Annotated in this window: 17 protein-coding genes and 1 pseudogene; 14 read left to right on the forward strand and 4 right to left on the reverse strand. The window is 70.1% G+C overall.

What is annotated here, in order from left to right; translation table 11 throughout:
- Positions 1 to 24: 24 nt before the first annotated feature.
- Positions 25 to 1,374, reverse strand: a complete 1,350-nt coding sequence (locus SACE_RS05720) for a hypothetical protein (protein ID WP_143538079.1) — start codon at positions 1,372 to 1,374, stop codon at positions 25 to 27.
- A 346-nt stretch (positions 1,375 to 1,720) separates the two neighbouring features.
- On the opposite strand from SACE_RS05720, the gene SACE_RS05725 reads away from it, so the two are divergent.
- The 7 genes from SACE_RS05725 to SACE_RS38640 all read left to right on the forward strand — a co-directional run bounded on the left by SACE_RS05725 (position 1,721) and on the right by SACE_RS38640 (position 7,389).
- Positions 1,721 to 2,056: a hypothetical protein gene (locus SACE_RS05725; protein WP_143538080.1), complete on the forward strand. Its 336-nt coding sequence runs from the start codon at positions 1,721 to 1,723 to the stop codon at positions 2,054 to 2,056.
- 11 nt (positions 2,057 to 2,067) lie between these two features.
- Complete coding sequence (locus SACE_RS05730; RefSeq protein WP_231850037.1) at positions 2,068 to 2,667, forward strand: DUF3558 domain-containing protein; 600 nt, start codon at positions 2,068 to 2,070, stop codon at positions 2,665 to 2,667.
- A 19-nt stretch (positions 2,668 to 2,686) separates the two neighbouring features.
- Entirely contained in the window at positions 2,687 to 3,955 is a 1,269-nt protein-coding gene (locus SACE_RS05735) for a hypothetical protein (RefSeq protein ID WP_011873273.1), read from the forward strand.
- A gap of 3 nt (positions 3,956 to 3,958) precedes the next feature.
- Positions 3,959 to 4,777 (forward strand): ESX secretion-associated protein EspG, encoded by an 819-nt coding sequence (locus SACE_RS05740; protein WP_009945497.1) that lies wholly within the window; start codon positions 3,959 to 3,961, stop codon positions 4,775 to 4,777.
- A 1,032-nt stretch (positions 4,778 to 5,809) separates the two neighbouring features.
- Complete coding sequence (locus SACE_RS05745; protein ID WP_011873274.1) at positions 5,810 to 6,472, forward strand: VanZ family protein; 663 nt, start codon at positions 5,810 to 5,812, stop codon at positions 6,470 to 6,472.
- A gap of 177 nt (positions 6,473 to 6,649) precedes the next feature.
- Positions 6,650 to 6,994 carry a VOC family protein gene (locus SACE_RS38635; RefSeq protein WP_021341848.1) on the forward strand — a complete coding sequence of 115 codons (345 nt, stop codon included), beginning with the start codon at positions 6,650 to 6,652 and terminating at the stop codon, positions 6,992 to 6,994.
- Positions 6,961 to 7,389: a hypothetical protein gene (locus tag SACE_RS38640; protein ID WP_197537725.1), complete on the forward strand. Its 429-nt coding sequence runs from the start codon at positions 6,961 to 6,963 to the stop codon at positions 7,387 to 7,389. Before SACE_RS38635 ends, SACE_RS38640 begins: the two co-directional genes overlap by 34 nt.
- 134 nt (positions 7,390 to 7,523) lie before the next feature.
- Here the strand turns inward: SACE_RS38640 and SACE_RS05755 are convergent, their stop codons facing one another.
- Positions 7,524 to 8,405: an SDR family oxidoreductase gene (locus SACE_RS05755; protein ID WP_009945495.1), complete on the reverse strand. Its 882-nt coding sequence runs from the start codon at positions 8,403 to 8,405 to the stop codon at positions 7,524 to 7,526.
- A 73-nt stretch (positions 8,406 to 8,478) separates the two neighbouring features.
- Positions 8,479 to 9,159 carry an HAD family hydrolase gene (locus SACE_RS05760; RefSeq protein WP_009945494.1) on the reverse strand — a complete coding sequence of 227 codons (681 nt, stop codon included), beginning with the start codon at positions 9,157 to 9,159 and terminating at the stop codon, positions 8,479 to 8,481.
- 153 nt (positions 9,160 to 9,312) lie between these two features.
- Between SACE_RS05760 and SACE_RS39665 the strand changes: the two are divergent.
- The 4 genes and pseudogenes from SACE_RS39665 to SACE_RS05775 form a co-directional block, all read left to right on the forward strand.
- Positions 9,313 to 9,471: pseudogene (locus tag SACE_RS39665) on the forward strand (SAM-dependent methyltransferase); the annotation flags it as partial.
- Between the two features lie 13 nt (positions 9,472 to 9,484).
- Positions 9,485 to 9,730 carry an SAM-dependent methyltransferase gene (locus SACE_RS05765; RefSeq protein ID WP_009945492.1) on the forward strand — a complete coding sequence of 82 codons (246 nt, stop codon included), beginning with the start codon at positions 9,485 to 9,487 and terminating at the stop codon, positions 9,728 to 9,730.
- Between the two features lie 78 nt (positions 9,731 to 9,808).
- Positions 9,809 to 11,167: an acyl-CoA thioesterase/BAAT N-terminal domain-containing protein gene (locus SACE_RS05770; protein ID WP_009945491.1), complete on the forward strand. Its 1,359-nt coding sequence runs from the start codon at positions 9,809 to 9,811 to the stop codon at positions 11,165 to 11,167.
- Positions 11,164 to 11,895, forward strand: coding sequence for a hypothetical protein (locus tag SACE_RS05775; protein WP_231849931.1), 732 nt, complete (start codon positions 11,164 to 11,166; stop codon positions 11,893 to 11,895). The genes SACE_RS05770 and SACE_RS05775 overlap by 4 nt, the downstream gene beginning before the upstream one ends.
- Positions 11,896 to 11,989: 94 nt before the next feature.
- On the opposite strand, the gene SACE_RS05780 is transcribed toward SACE_RS05775, so the two are convergent.
- Positions 11,990 to 12,598, reverse strand: coding sequence for a DUF305 domain-containing protein (locus SACE_RS05780; RefSeq protein WP_011873278.1), 609 nt, complete (start codon positions 12,596 to 12,598; stop codon positions 11,990 to 11,992).
- Positions 12,599 to 13,014: 416 nt separating this feature from the next.
- Between SACE_RS05780 and ctaD the strand changes: the two genes are divergently transcribed.
- From ctaD to SACE_RS05795, 3 genes are all read left to right on the forward strand, one after another.
- Positions 13,015 to 14,769, forward strand: a complete 1,755-nt coding sequence (gene ctaD / locus SACE_RS05785) for an aa3-type cytochrome oxidase subunit I (protein WP_009945486.1) — start codon at positions 13,015 to 13,017, stop codon at positions 14,767 to 14,769.
- A 139-nt stretch (positions 14,770 to 14,908) separates the two neighbouring features.
- Positions 14,909 to 16,150, forward strand: coding sequence for a phosphoserine phosphatase SerB (gene serB, locus SACE_RS05790; protein ID WP_011873280.1), 1,242 nt, complete (start codon positions 14,909 to 14,911; stop codon positions 16,148 to 16,150).
- Positions 16,151 to 16,537: 387 nt separating this feature from the next.
- The gene (locus SACE_RS05795; protein WP_009945484.1) at positions 16,538 to 17,350 is read left to right on the forward strand and encodes an aminoacyl-tRNA hydrolase; all 813 of its coding nucleotides are present in this window, start codon (positions 16,538 to 16,540) and stop codon (positions 17,348 to 17,350) included.
- Positions 17,351 to 17,439: the final 89 nt, after the last annotated feature.

Here is a 17,439-nt window from a genome sequence, read left to right on the forward strand (position 1 = left end):
GACCGAGGTAACTGCGGTGTTTGGTCAGCGCTGCATGTCCTGGAGGAGTTGTTGGGCCACCGGCACGTACCGGTCCCGGAAGGCCATCGGGTCGGTGCCTTGGCTTCCGTACAGTTCGAATCCCGTCCTGCCGCTGCGGAAGTAGATGCTCGGGCTGCCGTCATACACGGAAATGCAACTCCGCCCGTCGCCGATCTGAACGCCGGTTTCGTACACCTGGCTTGCGCCGCCCGGTGTGCAGAGGTCGCTGTGCGCACCGGCGATCCGTTCGTTTTCGTAGGTACGAACCTTGAGCTCCTCGGAGCCCTGGTTGTAGGGATCGTCGATGTTCTGCGGACTTCTGCGCAGGAAAGACTGCTCGACGTAGGTGTAGCGCCCGACCGAACTGTTGAGGACCTGCTGCTCGTAAGCGGGCACTTTCTCCTCGACCCAACCGGAATCCCGTTGCCCAGTGGCCAGCTCGAACGCCTTGCCGCTGAAGAGGTCACATGCGCCCTCGACTTCCCCATAGGGCTGCTTGTAGCGGAACTCCTGCACACCCGAGCGGCCGGCGTTGAAGTTGCTGATCGCCGTGTTCACGATTTCGTCGAACACTTGTCGCTTGGGACGCCCGTTGTATTCATCGAGCAGGTCCGAGCCGCGGACCTCGATCATCGTTCCGTTCGAGAATGGAATTTTCGCGATGAGGTCTTCGTCGACGTCCTGGGTGTAGATGAAGAACTCACCGAGAGTGCGCTTCTCCTCTGGCCTGCTGCCGTACACCTCGACTGACGTTTGCTTGTTGAACGGAACGGCCAGGAAATCGAGGCTGATATTCGGAGTCCCACCCTCTCTGCCGTGGACGAAGAAGTTGCACGAGGACGGTGCATCTCCGGTGCCATGCACCGCACGGGGGCCGTCGGCTATTTCCGGGTCGATGTAGAAGTGGTAGATGTCGGCCGGGTGGGAAACGGGAATACCGAGCTGTTCGACTTGCCCGGGCTGAAGAAGAGCACACGCGTCCACGATGTGCTGGCCTTCGTAGGTGGGCATCGGTGCTCGCTCCACGCTGTCGGCGAGGAGGTCGAGCCGCGGCGCCGGCGGCGCGGATTCGGGTGCGGCTTGTTCGCTGCCGTTGCTGGTCAGTGCCAGAATCCCGTAGCCACCGCCCAAACCGATCACGGCCCCCATGGCGACCGCGATGGCGATGCGTCGCCCGAGCTTCCGCTTCGGCGGGGGATCCGGCTGCTGCGGCGGCCCAGCCATGGGTTGGCCGAAACCGTTGCCATGGGCGGGTGCCCATGCCTGAGTCTGCGGCGGAACCGCCGGATTGCCGTATCCGCCCGGCACCTGACCCCGGTAGGGCTGACCACCGTAGGAGCCGTGGTTATTCAAGTTCTCCCCCCTTGCATAACGCGTTCGCGCTGGCAACCTAGCGGTGCTGGGGAGCGGATACGTTGGTTCAATCGCTTGGAGGCGAGGCTCACAACGGGGGTCGGGTCCTTCGCTGCCGGACCTATCGTTCCTTCGCAAGGTCAAGACGCAGTGTTCTGATTCACCGCTCCTAAGGCGGATCGTAGTTCGATCGTGATGCTGTTGGTGCAATTGGGTGTACGCAGGTGTCGACCGTCTCTGCGTTAAGGTGAGGTCGATCATAGTGTTGCTTGGGCGCACCTGCTGTGATCGCAAGTGGCGATGCTGAGCCATGTTCAGGCAGCACGCATGGCAGTCCGCTAGGGGGATGGTGCACATGACGGGGTTCGGTCTTGATCCTGACGCGCTCAGGGGCGCGATCGCCAAGCTGAAGGACATCCATGAGAAGGCCGACAAGCTCGGTCGCGAAGCGATGCAGCTCAAGCCTGGGGAGCTTACGGCGGGAGACAAGGTCACCAACGACGCGCGCCTCGCGATCCAAGAACGGGCGATGGCGGACTCCGGATCGGCTCGTGCGGTAGCTCGTGAGCTCACTGAGAAGCTGAAGGAGAAGATCGAGGCGTACGAGGCGACGCTCCGGGAGTACGAGGCGGCAGAACACAACGCGACGATCGACGCGGGTCGTGTCGATCGCCAGGCATGATGCGGACTGTGATGGTGAGGGTGGAAGTGTTCAATCGTAGTGCCGTACTCGGAGCGGGCGTCGTGTTGATCGGCTTGCTCGGTGCGTGTTCGGGGGGCGGGAGCAGCGCCCCGCAGACCAGCGAGATGCCGCCCGCTCCCCAGGTGGCCCCTGGCCCGGCAGTAGCCGACCCGAAGGATGCCGCCGCGGCCGCCGGGTGCGGTCTCCTCTCGGACGCGGCTGCCGCTGCGATCGGATTGAAGACGCCCGGCGAGGTTGAAGTGAACGATGTCCAGCCGGGTGGGCCCGAAGGTTGCACTTGGGAGCTTCAGGGGCCTTTCGGTAGCAACGTGAACCTGACGCCGTTCACTGATCGTTCGCTCAAGGAGTACTACGACAACAGGTCGACGTTCTCTGACTTCCAAGAGCTTACTATTGCAGGACATCCGGCTGTCCGTGCTAATCAGGGCAATCCTGCAAGCGACGGTTACTGCGGGGTGTTCCTCGCGACGAAGCAGGGACAGGTGCTCTCCTCGATCTCGAGCGTCAGCAGGGACAGCGGGGTGGAGCCGTGCGGCCTGGCGCAGAAGGCACTTGAAGCATCTGTGCCATCGCTGCCAGCGGCGAAGTAAGGAATTTTGGGGGAGATTCATGACTGGTCCAGTTATGGCGCCTTGCTACGCGAGCAGCGCCAAGCAGTACCGGCACCAGATGGGTGGTGGGCCCGAAGCTGCGGAGCTGCCCGCCCCGAAGAACCCGGGCATCGAGAAGTGGGGCGGCATCGCCGCCGACTTCGACAAGATGGTGACCGACATCCAGGACGCCCTGCGGGCGGCCGAAGCGGCGCATGAGGGGCGGGCGGCGGATGCGGCCAACGCGTCGATCGCTGAGATCACGCCGCACGCGACCGCTGCCGCGGATACGGCGCGGGGCGTCAAGAACGCGCTGGTCGAGCAGGTCGGGAACCAGAAGGAAGCGTTCCACGCGCTGCCCGCGCAGGGTGACACGCTGGAGAACGGGCGTGAGGTGCAGCTCGATCCGCCGGAGAAGGGGTGGATGGAGAACGGCGGCTGGGACAAGACCTGGTACCTCGGTTGGGCCTCCGACTACGAGGAGCGCCAGCAGGACTTCGTCTCGACCAACGAGCGCGCCAACGCCGCGATGGAGCGCTACCAGGGGCAGACCGAGGGCGTCATCGCCCGCATGCCCGAGTTCCAGCCCGTCGAGCAGCCGCCCCCGCCGCCGCAGCAGCCGCCGGGCACCGGCATGCCCAGCGCCGACAGCCAGATGGCAGGCACCAGCATGAGCAGCCCCGCCAGCTCCTCCTCGGCGTGGGCGGGCGGCTCGACCGGCGGCGGTGGCGGCCACGTGGCCACGCCGACGCCGTCGCACACGCCGTCTCCGGCGCAGTCGACGCCGTCGTGGGCGACGACCCCACCGAACAACGGCCTGCCCCCGGGCGTGGTGCGCGGCCCGGACGGCACGCTCTACCGCCAGGGCCCCAACGGCTGGGAGCGGCAGAACCCCTACAACGGCCGGTGGGCCCCGTCGCCGCAGGGCGGCCCCGGCGGCCGTGGGCCTGGCGGTCCCGGCGCCGGCGGCGGCCGAGGCGGTATGGGCGGTGCCGGACGCGGGTTCGGGCCCGGCGCAGGCGGCCAGCTCGGTGCGGGCGGTCGCGCGGGCCTCGGTGGCCCGGCCGCCGGCGGTGGCGCCTCCGGCGGTGCGGCGGGCGGTGCCCGCGGTGGCGGCGCCCCGATGGGTGGCGCCGGCGGAGCCGGCCGCGGCAACGAGCAGGAGGGCGACGAGCAGCAGCACGCCCGTCCGGACTGGCTCACCGAGACCGAGGACGTCTTCACCAACGACATGGAGAAGGTCGCTCCTGCGGTGTTCGGCGACGCCCACCCCGGCGAAGGGCGCTGACCGGTGGCGGCGAGGACGCTCTCGCTGCCACCGCTGGCCGCGATGTACCTGTGCCGGCGCATGGACGCCAACCTCCATCCGATGCTGCGGGTGGGCCGGCTGCCGATCGAGGCGACCGAGGACGACCAGCGCCGCGCGCACGAGGCCGGCAAGCAGCAGCTGGTCGAGCGCGGCCTGCTGGAGTACGACGACCTGCACCCGTTCCTCGACGACGCGCTGCACCTGCTAGCCCGGCCGCCGCTGGCGGTCGGGTTGGCGGTGCAGCGCCAGCAGGGCGAGGACTTCAACGCGGTGCTGGTCGAGCACGGGCGCAGCACCGTGCAGGCCTACCAGGCCGACGGGGCCACCGCGGGCGAGCTGAAGGACATCGTCCTGAGCAGGCACGAGTACGGCGGGCCCGCGGGCAACGCGGTCGCGTTGCTCGGCAGGATCACGCCGGGCCACGGCGCTTCGGTAAGCCTGCTCAGCGACCAGCTCGAGCAGGCGGGCAAGCGGATGCAGGCGGGCGCGCCGGGACTGGCCGGCGCGCTCGGCGCCAGCGGCGTCAAGCACGCCGAAGCCAAGGCGCTGGCAACGGCTTTCACCGCCAAGCGCACGCTCGACGGCGTGATCACCGTCCGAGCTTACGACCAGAAGGTCCGGCGGATGCGCAAGCTGCCGGTCAACCTCCAGTTCTTCGCCACCGACGAGGGCTGCTACCTGGCGCAGAAGAAGCCCGGCCCTGACGGCCGCGAGTGGTTCACCCTCGCGCCCGCCGACGGCCGCAAGCTGGCAGCCAAGGTGGAGGAGATGATCAAGAACCTGCGCACCGCCCGCGTCTGAGAGGGCAAACGGGCGGAGCGGGAAGCGGGTGGCGGGCGGCGTGGTCTGTTGGCCGGCGGCCCGGCCGGGCGAGCGGGCGGCCCTACCCCGCGGTGAGCTGCAGAACACGACGGGCGCGTTGGCCGACGGTCCAGTGCGGTGCCGGCACCCCGTCGGCGAGCACCGCTGGCCACAGAGCCGGGCGAAACTCCAGCAAGCAGGCGGGCTCCAGCCGTGGGCCGAGCAAGGCGGGCGAGCAGAGCCCGCGATAACAGCGGCCGAGCAGGCGACCGCACACGTGTGATCAGCCCACATCTCGAGTCGATCACGTGCCGTTCCGGCCCGGGCGCCTGCGGTGTCCGGGCCGTCGCATTTCCACGGTATTCCCGGAATTCTTTGTGCGTTGCGCCTCTTCCGGTAATGCTGGTAATGGCGATTGTCACCGCGCGGATTCCGCCGTTTCGGCTATTGCGCGAATGCAGGGCTCGCGCGACGCCGTTAAACTCGCCGCCAGTGACGGAGTCGGGTACCAAGGACGAGGTGCGGACCTATCTCAGTTGCATCACGCTCGATTTCTGGCGGGTTCCCGCCAAGACCGGTTCCGGTCGAACCCCGCCCGATATCTTCACCCGCAACCGAGTTGATCTCGGATCCGGACCGGGCCCTGGGGTTGCGACGGAGGTGGCGGCGTGCGCGGAGCGCTCGACCCCTTCGCCGGAGACGTCGCCGCTGTAGTTGACGTCTTGACCAGCGGGCTCCCGGGCCCCGATGCGGGTGGCCGGCCGGGCCGGCCGGCCGAGGGGGCGAGGTGTGAGCGGCCGAGCGCCGCCGGTGACGCCGGCGGCGCGGTTGTACTCCGAGATCCGGTTTCTCGGTTGCGGTTTTCGGTCAGTGCCGACCGGCGATGAACACCTTTCCCGGTGCCGAATTTCGTTGCGGCGCACGGGGAATGACGGCTATCCGTTCGGTTCGCGGTCGCCGGGAATTCGCCTAAGGACACCCGGCGATCGTGCGCGGTCCTGGCAGATGACGGCCAGAGGAAGTGTGGCGAACGTGCAACAAGTTCTGGTGGCATTCGACGGCTTCGTGCCCGCTGTCGCGGTGCTGTTCCCGGCGGCGGTGCTCACGGGAACGGTGTCGGGCATGCTGCGCAGCCGTTCCCTGCCGACCGCGCCTCCGCTGCGCGCCCCGGTGATCGACGGCATGCTGGCGTACTCGGTGCTGTTCGTCGGTTACCTGGTCTTCTCGCCGCAGCAGGAGACACCGCTGCCGGTGCGCCCGGACCTCGGCAACGACCTGTCGATGGCGCTGAGCGCGGGCCCGGGCGACTCGTTGCCGTGGGTGCAGCTCGCGGGCAACGTCGTGCTGCTGCTGCCGCTGGGCATGCTCGTCCCGCAGCGGCTCGCGTGGTTCGACAACCTCGGCAAGATCGCCCTGGGCGCGCTGGCGATGTCGTGCTCGATCGAGCTGGTCCAGTTCCTCGCGATCAGCGGACGGGTGGCGTCCACCGACGACGTCGTGCTGAACACCGTCGGCGCGACGATAGGCGGCCTGCTGATCCGGGCGCCGTGGCGTTCGGTGCGCGACGAAGAGCTCAGCCCGCAGCACAGCGCGGGCCGGCAGCGCCAGCCGGTGTGGCGGCTGATCGAGAAGATCGAGCAGGAGCGCACCCGGCACGGGCACCCGCGGGTGCGCAGGGAGCCCGTGCGGAACTGACAGGACTCCGGTGGCCGGGTGCCTCCCGCATCAGACGAGCCCGGCCACCGGTACCCAACTCACGGCCCTCGCGCCAATTGTGTGCATGTAAGCGCGATTCCTCCCTATGCTCGCCGGGTTGCGGCACCGCGCCGCGCGTTTCCGCGGACCCCAGGCGAAAGGCGGGCACAACCGAACATGGCCGGCGAACGAATGGTCCCCCTGCTGCCGTGCGCGTCGATCGACGAGATGCGCGACTTCCACCTGCCGCTGGGCTTCGAGGTTACCCACCGCCAGCTGCGGCCGAACCCGTATCTGGCGTTGCGGCGCGGAGGGATCGACCTGCACTACTTCGGAATCGACGGGTTCCGGCCGGAGGACTCGTATGGCAGCTGCCTGGTCGTGGTGGCCGACACCGGACCGCTGTACGAGGCGTTCGCGGCGGGTCTGGGTTCGCGGTTCGGGAAGCTGCCGCTGTCGGGCTTCCCGAGGATCACCGTTTCAGCCTGGTGGATCCGAGCGGCAACTGGATCCGGGTGGTAGCGGACGGGCCGCAGGCAGGCGTGGAGTCCGGAGCAGTGGAGCAGTCCGGCCCAGGGGAGGAATCCGCGGAAGGGAAGCCGGCGCAGGCGCATGCGAACGCGGTCGTGCTGGCCGACTCGCGCGGGAGCGTGGAGCAGGCGGCCAAGATCCTCGGCGGTGCGCTTGCTCACGAGCACGCCGGCACCACGGCCGTCGACCGCGTGCGGGCGATGGCGTACCTGGCGGAACTGTCGGTGCGGCTCGGCGACACCGAACGCGCGCGGACGCTGCTCGACGACGTCGAGGGGTGGAGCTGTCGGAATCCGAAAGGCACGCGGTCGCGGTCGTGCTGGAGCAGGCGCGCGAACTGCGGGAGCACAGCAGTCGTTGAGGCGGTGGTGGGGGCCGCTCTTTGACGAAGTCTTGGGGCATCTTGCGGTTTCCTCGTATGCAGAAGACGGATTTGTCACGGGAGCCTTCTACGAAGGCAATGAGGGGACCGCGATGTACAACCGAGCTTTCGGCATTCCAGCTCGCCCGTGCCGATGCGTCACTGCCCGCCGGACTGGATCCGGTCGTTGCGAGCGCTGAAGGAGCGGCCGAGCTCGGCGACCTCCCGCTCCATCTGCGGCACGATGCGGCGCAGCGACGGCCGCATGAGCCTGCCCACCAGCCGCGAGGCCGGAACGTTGCGGATCCAGTGCATCAGCATGATCGCGCGCGGCACGTAGATCCGGCGGGCGCGGCGCTCGACGCCGTCGGCGAAGGCCCGCGCGCACTTCTCCACGCTGGTGGTCGCGTGCATCGGCCACGGCAGCAGCTCGCGCATCCGCCGGAAGCTGGCCAGGTCGGCGGAGGCGTCGCGCACCAGGTCGGTGTCGATCCACGACGGGTGCGCGCTGCCGACGGCGACGCCGAGGTGGGCGACCTCCGAGTGCAGCGCGCTGGCCAGCGCCTCGGCGCCCGCCTTGCTCGCGGTGTAGGCGGCCATCCCGCCCACCGGCGCGAACGCCGACAGCGACGAGACCACCAGCACGTATCCGCGCCGGTCGATGACGTGCGGCAGCGCGGCCTTGGCGGTGTGGAAGACGCCGTTGAGGTTGACGTCGATGGTCTTGGTGAACGCACGGGTGTCGTGGTCGCGCACGGTGCCGAAGGGGGCGATGCCGGCGTTGGCGATGACCACGTCGATCCCGCCGAGCTCGGCCACGGTGTGCTCGACGGCGGCGCCGATCGAGTCCGGGTCGGTGACGTCGGCCTCGAACCAGGTGTGGCCGTCGCCGAGCTCGGCGGCCACCGCCCTGAGCTCCTCGGGTTCCAGGCCGACCAGGGAGAGCTGCGCCCCGCGCCGGGCGAGGTGCCGCGCGGTCTCGGCGCCGATCCCTCTGGCGGCACCGGTGATCAGGACGACCTTGCCGGACATCTTCGGCATGTGTGCTCCTCGCCTCGCTACCTACTCGGCAGTAGCCTACTCGCGGTAGGTTGGCTCGGGAAGAGCCCGCGGATCAGAAGTGCTCGCTCAGTCCGGCGAAGGGGCTGACCGTGCGGAAGCCGGCGTGCCCGTTCGGCAGCTCCCGGGTCTCCAGCGACCACGTCATCGGGTGCGGGACCAGCACCGCGCCCAACCCGGCCTCCAGCGCGGGCCAGATGTCGGACTTCGGCGAGTTGCCGATCATCCACGTGTCGGCCGGGGCCAGCTCCCGCTCGCTGACGAACTCGCGGTAGACCGGGGTCTCCTTCTCCCGCACGATCGCGATGTCGGCGAAGAACTCCGCCAGCCCGGACGCCTCGATCTTGCCGGTCTGCTCGGCCACGTCGCCCTTGGTGAGCAGGAAGAGCCGGTGGCGCCGCGAGAGCTCGCGCAGCGTCTCCACCACGCCGTCGATCAGCTCGATCTGCTGCGCCCGGATCGGCGCGCACGCCACCCGCAGCACCTGGCGGTCGTGCTCGGTCGGCTCCCCACGCAGCGACGTCAGGCACTCGCCGAGGCTGCGCTCGAAGACGTCGACGCCGTAGCCGTGCTCCCGGACGTTGACGGTCTCGATCTCGTCGAGGCGGGCCCGCACCTGCTCGCGGGTGAGGGTCGGATGGGCGAGGTGGTCGATGAACATCTCCACCGCGCGCTCGAACAGCGCGTTGTTCTCCCAAAGGGTGTCGTCGCCGTCGAAGATGAGGTTGTGCCGCAAGGGTTCTCCACTCGTGTGCCGGACAGCGTTCGGCCGAAGGCTACTGGCGACCGGTGCCCGGGTTCACCGGAATTCCGCGTGGACACGCACGCAAGCGCGGCGGGGCAGTAGGCACCATGGCCGAAGACCAGCCGGACCCCGGCGCCGTCCTCGGCGGACCTGCGCCGGCCGAACACGGCGCGGATGTACGACTACTACCTCGGCGGCTCCAGCAACTTCGAGGTCGACAGGCTCGCGGCAGAGCAGCTCATCGAGCGCATCCCGCAGACCCGCCTGGGCGCACGGGCGAGCCGAGCGTTCCTCGCCCGCGCGGTGCGTCTCTGCCGTGAGCGCCCGGCCCGCCTCCCTGGTGCTCGCCCACGCCACCGTCGAGAACGAGGACGTCAACGTGGACGCGCTCGTGGGCACCTACCGCAACACCGAGACGCCGTTCCACCCGAGGTCGCGGCGGGAGCTGGAGCGCCTGCTCGACGGCTACGAGCTGGAGGAGCCCGGGCTGGTGTACGCGCCGGAGCGGCCGTGGGAGAACCCGGCGCTGAGCGGCTTCCACGCCGCCGTCGCCCGGCTGTAGCCGGAAAACCGTTGACCCTCCAGTCGCGGGAGGCTGGAGCCTCGCATCGCAGAGATCCCGGAGTGGAAGGTTCCCGTGATGCGACGGTACGTGTTCGCGCTGTTGACGGCGGTTCTGGTGGGCGGGTGCGCCGGGCCGCCGCCCGCCCGGCCGGTGCTGGACACCGGCCCGGACGGCCTGCTCGTCGACGAGCCGCTGCGGGTCGCGGTCTCCGGGCTGGAGCCGGGCAGCACCGCGACGGTGTGGGCGCGCATGACCGACGACCAGGGACGGCCGTGGACGTCGTGGGGTGTCTTCGCCGCGGACGGCACCGGGCGCGTGGACCTGGCAAGGCAGGCGCCGACCGGCGGCTCCTACAGCGGCACCGAGCCGGAGGGGCTGCTGTGGTCGATGCGGCTGCCTGACGGCGCACCCGCCACGGATCCCCGCCCCGCGCTGGACAGCGGCGAGGTGGCGTACACCGTCGGCGTCGACGTCGCCGGCCGCACCGTTGCCCGCGACTCGCTGGTCCGTCGCTTGCGGGCACCGGGCGTGCGCTCGCTGCCGGTCGCCGAGGACGGGCTCGTGGGCGACCTCTACCTGCCGCCCGGCGACGGCCCGCACCCCGGTGTGGTCCTGCTCGGTGGCTCCGAGGGCGGCAGGCCGAACCCTCGGCTCGCCACGCTGCTGGCCGGCCGCGGCTTCGCGACGCTGGGCCTGGCCTACTTCGGAGTCGAGGGCCTGCCGCCCGCGCTCGGCCGGATTCCGGTGGAATACGGAACGCGCGCGGTCGACTGGCTGCGCTCGCGCCCGGAGGTGGGCGACGGGCAGGTCGGCGTGGTCGGGCACTCCAAGGGCGGCGAGTTCGCGCTGCTGCTCGGCTCCGCGACACCGCACGTGGGAGCCGTGGCTTCGGTCGCCGGTTCCGGCGTGGTGTTCGGGGGCATCGTCGCGCAGGGCGGTTCCTCCCAGCCGGTGTCGTCGTGGACGCGCGGCGGTGTCGACGTGCCGCCGCTGACCTCCGGGGCCACCGCGAACCCGTTGGGACCGCTACTGCCGGTGGCGCACGGCCGGCCGCTGCGCTTCGACAGCACCTTCGCGGGGCTGCTCGACGCCGAGCCCGCGCTCGACCGGGCGTCGATCCCGGTCGAGGACATCAACGGCGAGGCGCTGCTCGTCTCCGGGCAGGTCGACGAGCTGTGGCCGTCATCGGGCCTGCTCGACGTCGCGGCCCGGCGCCTCGGGGACCGCGCAGAGCACGTCGTCGAGCCCGGCGCCGGGCACTTCATCCTCGACGTGCCGAACCTGCCTACCACTTACACGACGGCATTCCCACTGGTCCCGGGGCTCCTGTGGACGGCGGGCGGCGGCACGCCGCGGGCCAACGCCGCGGCCACCGCCGACACGTTCCGGCGCGTCGTCGGGTTGTTCGAGGCCGAGCTGGGAGGTCAGCGGTGAATCCTGTGATCTTCGGCGCAGGCTATGCGGTTCTGGTCGGTCTGCTGGTGGTGGCCAACCACCCGCTGCCGGTCGACGCGGCCGGAACCGCCACCTGCGGTGCGTTGGGCATCGGGCTGACGGCCACAGCCGCAGTCGCGATGTCGGCATACCGCCGCGGCACACGGATCCCACTCGGGCTGCTGGCCGCCGCGACCGCCCTGGCCACCGGGGGCGAGGTCCTCGCCCCGAGCGACGAGGTCGTCATCGAAGGCATCCGCCTCAGCACCGGCCCGCAATGGCTCCCCGCGCTCGCCGAGTCGTGGCCGAGGCTGCTGCTGTGCGCGGCCGCGTTCCTGGCGGCGACGACGTGGGGACGCACCTGGGGTGTGGCCGGCGCGGTCGCCGCAGGCACCGCCGCCTGCCTGCTCTACGGCACGGCAGTGCCGGGCTGGGTACTCGCGTGGGGCGTGGTCGGCCAGGCGTGCACCGTCGCGCTGGCGGCGTTCCTGCTGGCCAGATGGCGTTTGGTGCTCCCGCTGACGGCGGTGGCGATCGGGCTGGTGGCGGCGGGGGTGGAGGAGCGGCTCGTCGACGTCGGCACACCGGTCGCGATGCACCTGGTGCTCTGGCCCGCCTACCTGGCCACCGCGCTCGTGCTCGCCCTGCTGGAGGGCGTCGCCCGGCGGCTGGTCGCGCGGGTCCGCCGCGACAACGCGCCGCGCGAGGAGGCGTTGAGCGTCGCCTGACGCACGACCACCCCGGCCCGCCGAAGCGGACCGGGGTGGTCAGGTGTCAGCGTCAGCCGTGGTCGCGGCGGACCGGCCGAAGGTCGTGCTCGGGTCAGGCGAAGTTGCGAAGCTGCTGGAGCTCGGCCTGCTGGGAGGAGATGACCCGCTCGCAGATGCCGCGCAGCTCCTCGGCGGAGCCTTCCTCGAGCTCGGTCCGGGCCAGTCCGAGGACCGCCTCGTGCAGGCCGACCATCGCCTGCGCCCACTGCTTGTCGAACTCCGGGCCCTGCAGGGCGGAGATCTGCTGGATCCGCTGGTCGCTGAGCAGCGTGCCGCCCGGGGCCTGCTCGGCGGCGTTGTCCTCCGGAGCGCTGCCGGACTCCTGGCCCGAGCTGGACTCCAGCCAGTTGTTGACGGCGTCGAGCTCCGGCTTCTGGGCCTGCTGGATCTGCCCGGCCAGTGTCTTGACCTGGGCGTTGGTGCTCTGCTCCGAAGCCAGCTCGGCCAGGTCCAGGATCTGGCCCTGGTGCGCGAGGAACTGCCGCGCGAACTCCTGGTCCGTGGCGCTGTGCTCGGTGTTGCCGCCGTGGTCGGCGTGCTCCTGCGCGGTGGCAGGAGGCGGCGTGCCCGGTGCGGGCGGGGCGGCCTCCTCGCCCGGCGAGCAGGCCGCGAGTGCGAGACCGCCGGCCAACACGGCGCCGATGATCGTGCTCCTCCGCACGTGCTTCCCCTCCAGGTGTCTGTGGTCCTCGTCCCAGAGCGGCCCAGTGATCGTGACCGGCACGTCGCTCGGCTCGGTGGCCGGCACGGTCGCCGTCCGGGCCTGCGGACCCTCTTGGCTCCGTAGGCTAACCCTCGCCACCCGGGCGCTCGCCAGCGCCGTCGTGATCGGTGGCGCCTCGAACGCCCCACACGGCCGCGTCTGTCACCTGGGTCTCACCGCGCGTGACGGCACCGCGTGCGATGAATAGGGTGACTACGGCCCGGCCGAGGTTCCACGCGGAGGCCGGACTACTATCCGCAGACGGCAGCGATCGTGTGCTCGTGCCGCGTGCTGCCGTCTGCCGACCCGCCCGGGTCGGGGCGGGCCCGCCAGCGGGTCCGGTACGGAAATGTCGAGGCAGTGCAGGAGGCACCGTGACGGCCGTCGCGCCACAGCCGATCGCCACGCGCCCCTATCCGGTGCGCAAAACGGTCAAGGGATCTTTCCTGGCGCGGATGTTCCGCACCACGGACCACAAGCAGATCGGCATCCTCTACCTGGTGACGTCGATCGCGTTCTTCCTGGTCGGCGGCCTGATGGCGATGCTGATCCGCGGAGAGCTCGCCGCCCCTGGGATGCAGTTCCTGTCGCAGGAGCAGTACAACCAGCTGTTCACCATGCACGGCACGATCATGCTGCTGCTGTACGCGACCCCGATCCTGTTCGGGTTCGCCAACTACATCCTGCCGCTGCAGATCGGTTCGCCCGACGTCGCGTTCCCGCGGCTCAACGCGTTCGGCTACTGGCTGTACCTGTTCGGCGGCCTGATGGTCGTCAGCGGCTTCCTGCTGCCGGGCGGCGCCGCCGACTTCGGCTGGTTCGCCTACACCCCGCTGTCGGACGCGCTGCACTCGCCGGGCCACGGCGCCGACATGTGGATCGCCGGTCTGGCCGTCTCCGGTCTGGGCACCATCCTCGGTGCGGTCAACATGGTCACCACCGTGGTCTGCCTGCGGGCGCCCGGCATGACGATGTGGCGGATGCCGATCTTCACCTGGAACATCCTGGTCACCAGCGTGCTGATCCTGATGGCGTTCCCGATCCTGACCGCCGCGCTGTTCGGCCTGATGGCCGACCGCCACCTGGGCGCGCACGTCTTCGACCCGGCCAACGGCGGCGTGATCCTGTGGCAGCACCTGTTCTGGTTCTTCGGCCACCCCGAGGTCTACATCGTCGCGCTGCCGTTCTTCGGCATCGTCTCGGAGATCTTCCCGGTCTTCAGCCGCAAGCCGCTGTTCGGCTACACCGGCCTGGTCTACGCGACCCTGGGCATCGCGGCCCTGTCGGTCGTGGTGTGGGCGCACCACATGTACGCCACCGGCGCGGTGCTGCTGCCGTTCTTCGCGTTCACCACGTTCCTGATCGCGGTCCCGACCGGCATGAAGTTCTTCAACTGGATCGGCACCATGTGGAAGGGGCAGCTGACCTTCGAGTCGCCGATGATCTTCAGCGTCGGCTTCCTGGTCACCTTCCTCTTCGGCGGTCTGACCGGTGTCCTGCTGGCCATGCCGCCGGTGGACTTCCACGTGTCCGACACCTACTTCGTGGTCGCGCACTTCCACTACGTGCTCTACGGCACGATCGTGTTCGCCACCTTCGCCGGCATCTACTTCTGGTTCCCGAAGATGACGGGCCGGATGATGGACGAGCGGCTGGGCAAGCTGCACTTCTGGCTGACCTTCATCGGCTTCCACGGCACGTTCCTGGTGCAGCACTGGCTGGGCAACGAGGGCATGCCGCGCCGCTACGCCGACTACCTGGAGTCCGACGGCTTCACGCTGCTGAACACGATCTCCACGGTCGGCGCCTTCATCCTGGGCGCGTCGATGCTGCCGTTCCTGTGGAACGTGTTCAAGAGCTACCGCTACGGCGAGATCGTCACGGTCGACGACCCGTGGGGCTACGGCAACTCGCTGGAGTGGGCGACCTCGTGCCCGCCGCCGCGGCACAACTTCACCGAGCTGCCGCGGATCCGCTCCGAGCGCCCGGCGTTCGAGCTGCACTACCCGCACATCGTGGAGAGGATGCGTGCCGAGGGCCACATGACCCTGACGGGCAAGACGATCGTCCACCACGACAAGAAGCAGGCGGTCGCCACAAGCGAGGAAGCGACCTCCGAGCAGAAGTGACCTACGCGCTAGCCCCGCAGCGCACAACTGTGCGAGGCTGGGCCGGCTCGACGACGAGCCCCGGTGGACCGATCCTGGTCTGGCGGGGCTCGTCGTGTGTCCGGAGCTCGTCGCCGACCGAGAGGGAGAGCCGTCCGTCGTGAGCACGCCGAATGCGACCACCGTGCTGATCACCGTCACCGGGAAGGACAAGCCCGGTGTCACCTCCGTGCTGTTCGCCGCACTCACCCGCCACGGCGTGGACATCGTCGACGTCGAGCAGGTGGTGATCCGCGGCAGGCTGGTGCTGGGCGTGCTGGTGGCCACCGAGCGCGACCCGGAGGAGCTGCAGGAGGCGGTCGAGCAGGCGATGGCCACGATCGGCATGACCGTGGACATCGAGATCGGCGCCGAGGACGGCAACGCCACGAAGCTCGGTTCCAGCCACGTCGTGGTGGTGCTGGGGCAGCCGGTGACCGCACGCCAGTTCTCCTCCGTCGCGCGCGGGCTGGCCGACATCGGGGTCAACATCGACTCCATCCGGCGGGTCGCCGACTACCCGGTGACGGGGCTGGAGCTGCTGGTCAGCGCGCCGGAGGACGGTGACGTCGACACCGTGCTCACCTCGGCGATGGCCGACCTGTCGGCCACGATCGGCGTCGACGTCGCGGTGGAGCGCGCGGGGCTCTCGCGGCGGGCGAAGCGGCTGGTGGTCTTCGACGTCGACTCGACCCTGATCCAGGGCGAGGTCATCGAGATGCTGGCGGCCAAGGCTGGCTGCGAGCAGGAGGTCCGCGAGGTCACCGAGCAGGCGATGCGTGGCGAGATCGACTTCGAGGAGTCGCTGCGGCGCCGGGTCGCGGTGCTGGAGGGCCTGCCGGAGTCGGTGCTCGGCGAGGTGGCCGCCGACCTGGAGCTGACCCCCGGCGCACGCACCACGATCCGCACCCTGCGGCGCCTCGGCTACCACACCGGTGTCGTCTCGGGCGGGTTCACCCAGATCATCGAGCAGCTGGTGGACGAGCTGGGCCTGGACTTCGCGGCGGCCAACGAGCTGGAGATCGTCGACGGCAAGCTCACCGGCCGGGTGCTCGGCGAGATCGTCGACCGCCCCGGCAAGGCCAAGGCGCTGCGCCGCTTCGCCGAGTCCTTCGGTGTGCCCGCCGCCCAGTGCGTGGCGGTCGGCGACGGCGCCAACGACATCGACATGCTCACCGCCGCGGGCCTCGGCGTGGCGTTCAACGCCAAGCCCGCGCTGCGCGAGGTGGCCGACACGGCCCTCTCGCACCCCTTCCTGGACGCCGTGCTCTTCGTACTCGGCGTGACCCGGGCCGAGGTCGAAGCCGCCGACGCCGAAGACGGCGGAATCCGCCGCGTCCCCCTGGAAACCCTCCACGCCTGAGCACAGCGGCACCACCTCATACACAGGTGGTGCCCGGTTCTCATCCCGTCGACCTGGCGCCAGCCCTTAGCCCTCGTGGCGGTCGACGGGATGAGAACCGCCAACCGCCTCACCGCAGGATGCCTCGAAAACCCGCTCATCCCGGAGACCTGCCGGGGTCTGGGGGCGGCGAGCGCTCCAGAAACCCCGCACCCAAGGCGACCCGCAAGGCCAGGGTGAGTACGTCGAAAACCCCTGCGCCCCCGCTCCTCAAGGTGAGCCGCCAAGCCAAGCTGCCGCCCCGAACCCCCGCGCCCCCGCTCCTCAAGGTGAGCCGCCAAGCCAAGCCGCCCCACCCCAAGCCGCCCGCCCCTCCGCCCCGCACCCACCCCGCCCATAATCGGAGGCGTGTTCGACGTCGCCGCCGTGCTTGATCCGCTGCTCGCTCGTTACGCCTCGTGGCTCGCGCTGCCCGGGGCGGCGACCGCGGACACCTCCGATGAGGATCCCGACAACGTGGTGCTGATGCCGATGGTGTTGCGGATCGAACGCAAGGAGCCGCCGCGGCGGACCGCTCTGCTGGAGGCCGCTGCGGCGGCTGCCATCGCCGTTTGCCTGGACGAGCGGTGCAAGCCGGGCGGGGAGTGGCACGAGCCGATGCGCGAATGGATCTCCGGCCGCATCCGCAAGGTGGCGCGGCGCGCGCGGGGTGCGCACTGGGAGGCAGTGCAGTCGTTGCCCGGGATCACGGTCGAGGTCGATGGCGCGCAGGTGCGGGCGTTCCTGCCCGCGCGGGTCGCGGACATGCCGAAGGAGCTCACGCGCCTGCAGATCTCCGGCAGCGAGTTGGAGGCTGACGAGCCGGACGAGCCGATCGCCGGGCTTCCCGTCCTGTGGCTCAATCCCGAGGTGCCGATGAGCGCGGGGAAGACCGCCGCGCAGGTCGGGCACGCCACGATGATGATGGCCGCGCTGCTGCGGGGCGAAGGACTGGAGGCCGAGCTGGAGCGCTGGGCGGCCGACGGTTTCCGGTGCTCGGTTCGCGAGGCCGACGAAGAGACGTGGCAGCTCCTGCACCCGAAGGACGACCCCGAGACTGCGTGGCGCGAGCGGCGCGTGACGGTGGTGCGCGACGCGGGGTTCACCGAGGTCGAGCCGGGCACCGTGACGGTGCTCGCGCAGTGGGTCCACGACCCACGGCGTGAACTGAGCGGGTCGTGAACCGAGCGGGTCGGGACCTAGCGGGTAGACGCTGCCGCGTCTGTCCTGGACGCGCCGCCGGACTCTCCGCGCACAGGAACGGGGGGCGT

The organism is Saccharopolyspora erythraea NRRL 2338 (assembly GCF_000062885.1).
GTDB classification, from domain to species: domain Bacteria; phylum Actinomycetota; class Actinomycetes; order Mycobacteriales; family Pseudonocardiaceae; genus Saccharopolyspora_D; species Saccharopolyspora_D erythraea.

Bases quoted from the DNA above. Each gene is read 5' to 3' on its own strand.
- SACE_RS38635 (WP_021341848.1), top strand. From the start codon at position 6,650: ATGGCCGGCGAACGAATGGTCCCCCTGCTGCCGTGCGCGTCGATCGAC.
- SACE_RS05730 (WP_231850037.1), top strand. From the start codon at position 2,068: ATGGTGAGGGTGGAAGTGTTCAATCGTAGTGCCGTACTCGGAGCGGGC.
- SACE_RS05770 (WP_009945491.1), top strand. From the start codon at position 9,809: ATGCGACGGTACGTGTTCGCGCTGTTGACGGCGGTTCTGGTGGGCGGG.
- SACE_RS05735 (WP_011873273.1), top strand. From the start codon at position 2,687: ATGACTGGTCCAGTTATGGCGCCTTGCTACGCGAGCAGCGCCAAGCAG.
- SACE_RS05725 (WP_143538080.1), top strand. From the start codon at position 1,721: ATGGTGCACATGACGGGGTTCGGTCTTGATCCTGACGCGCTCAGGGGC.
- SACE_RS05755 (WP_009945495.1), bottom strand. From the start codon at position 8,405: ATGCCGAAGATGTCCGGCAAGGTCGTCCTGATCACCGGTGCCGCCAGA.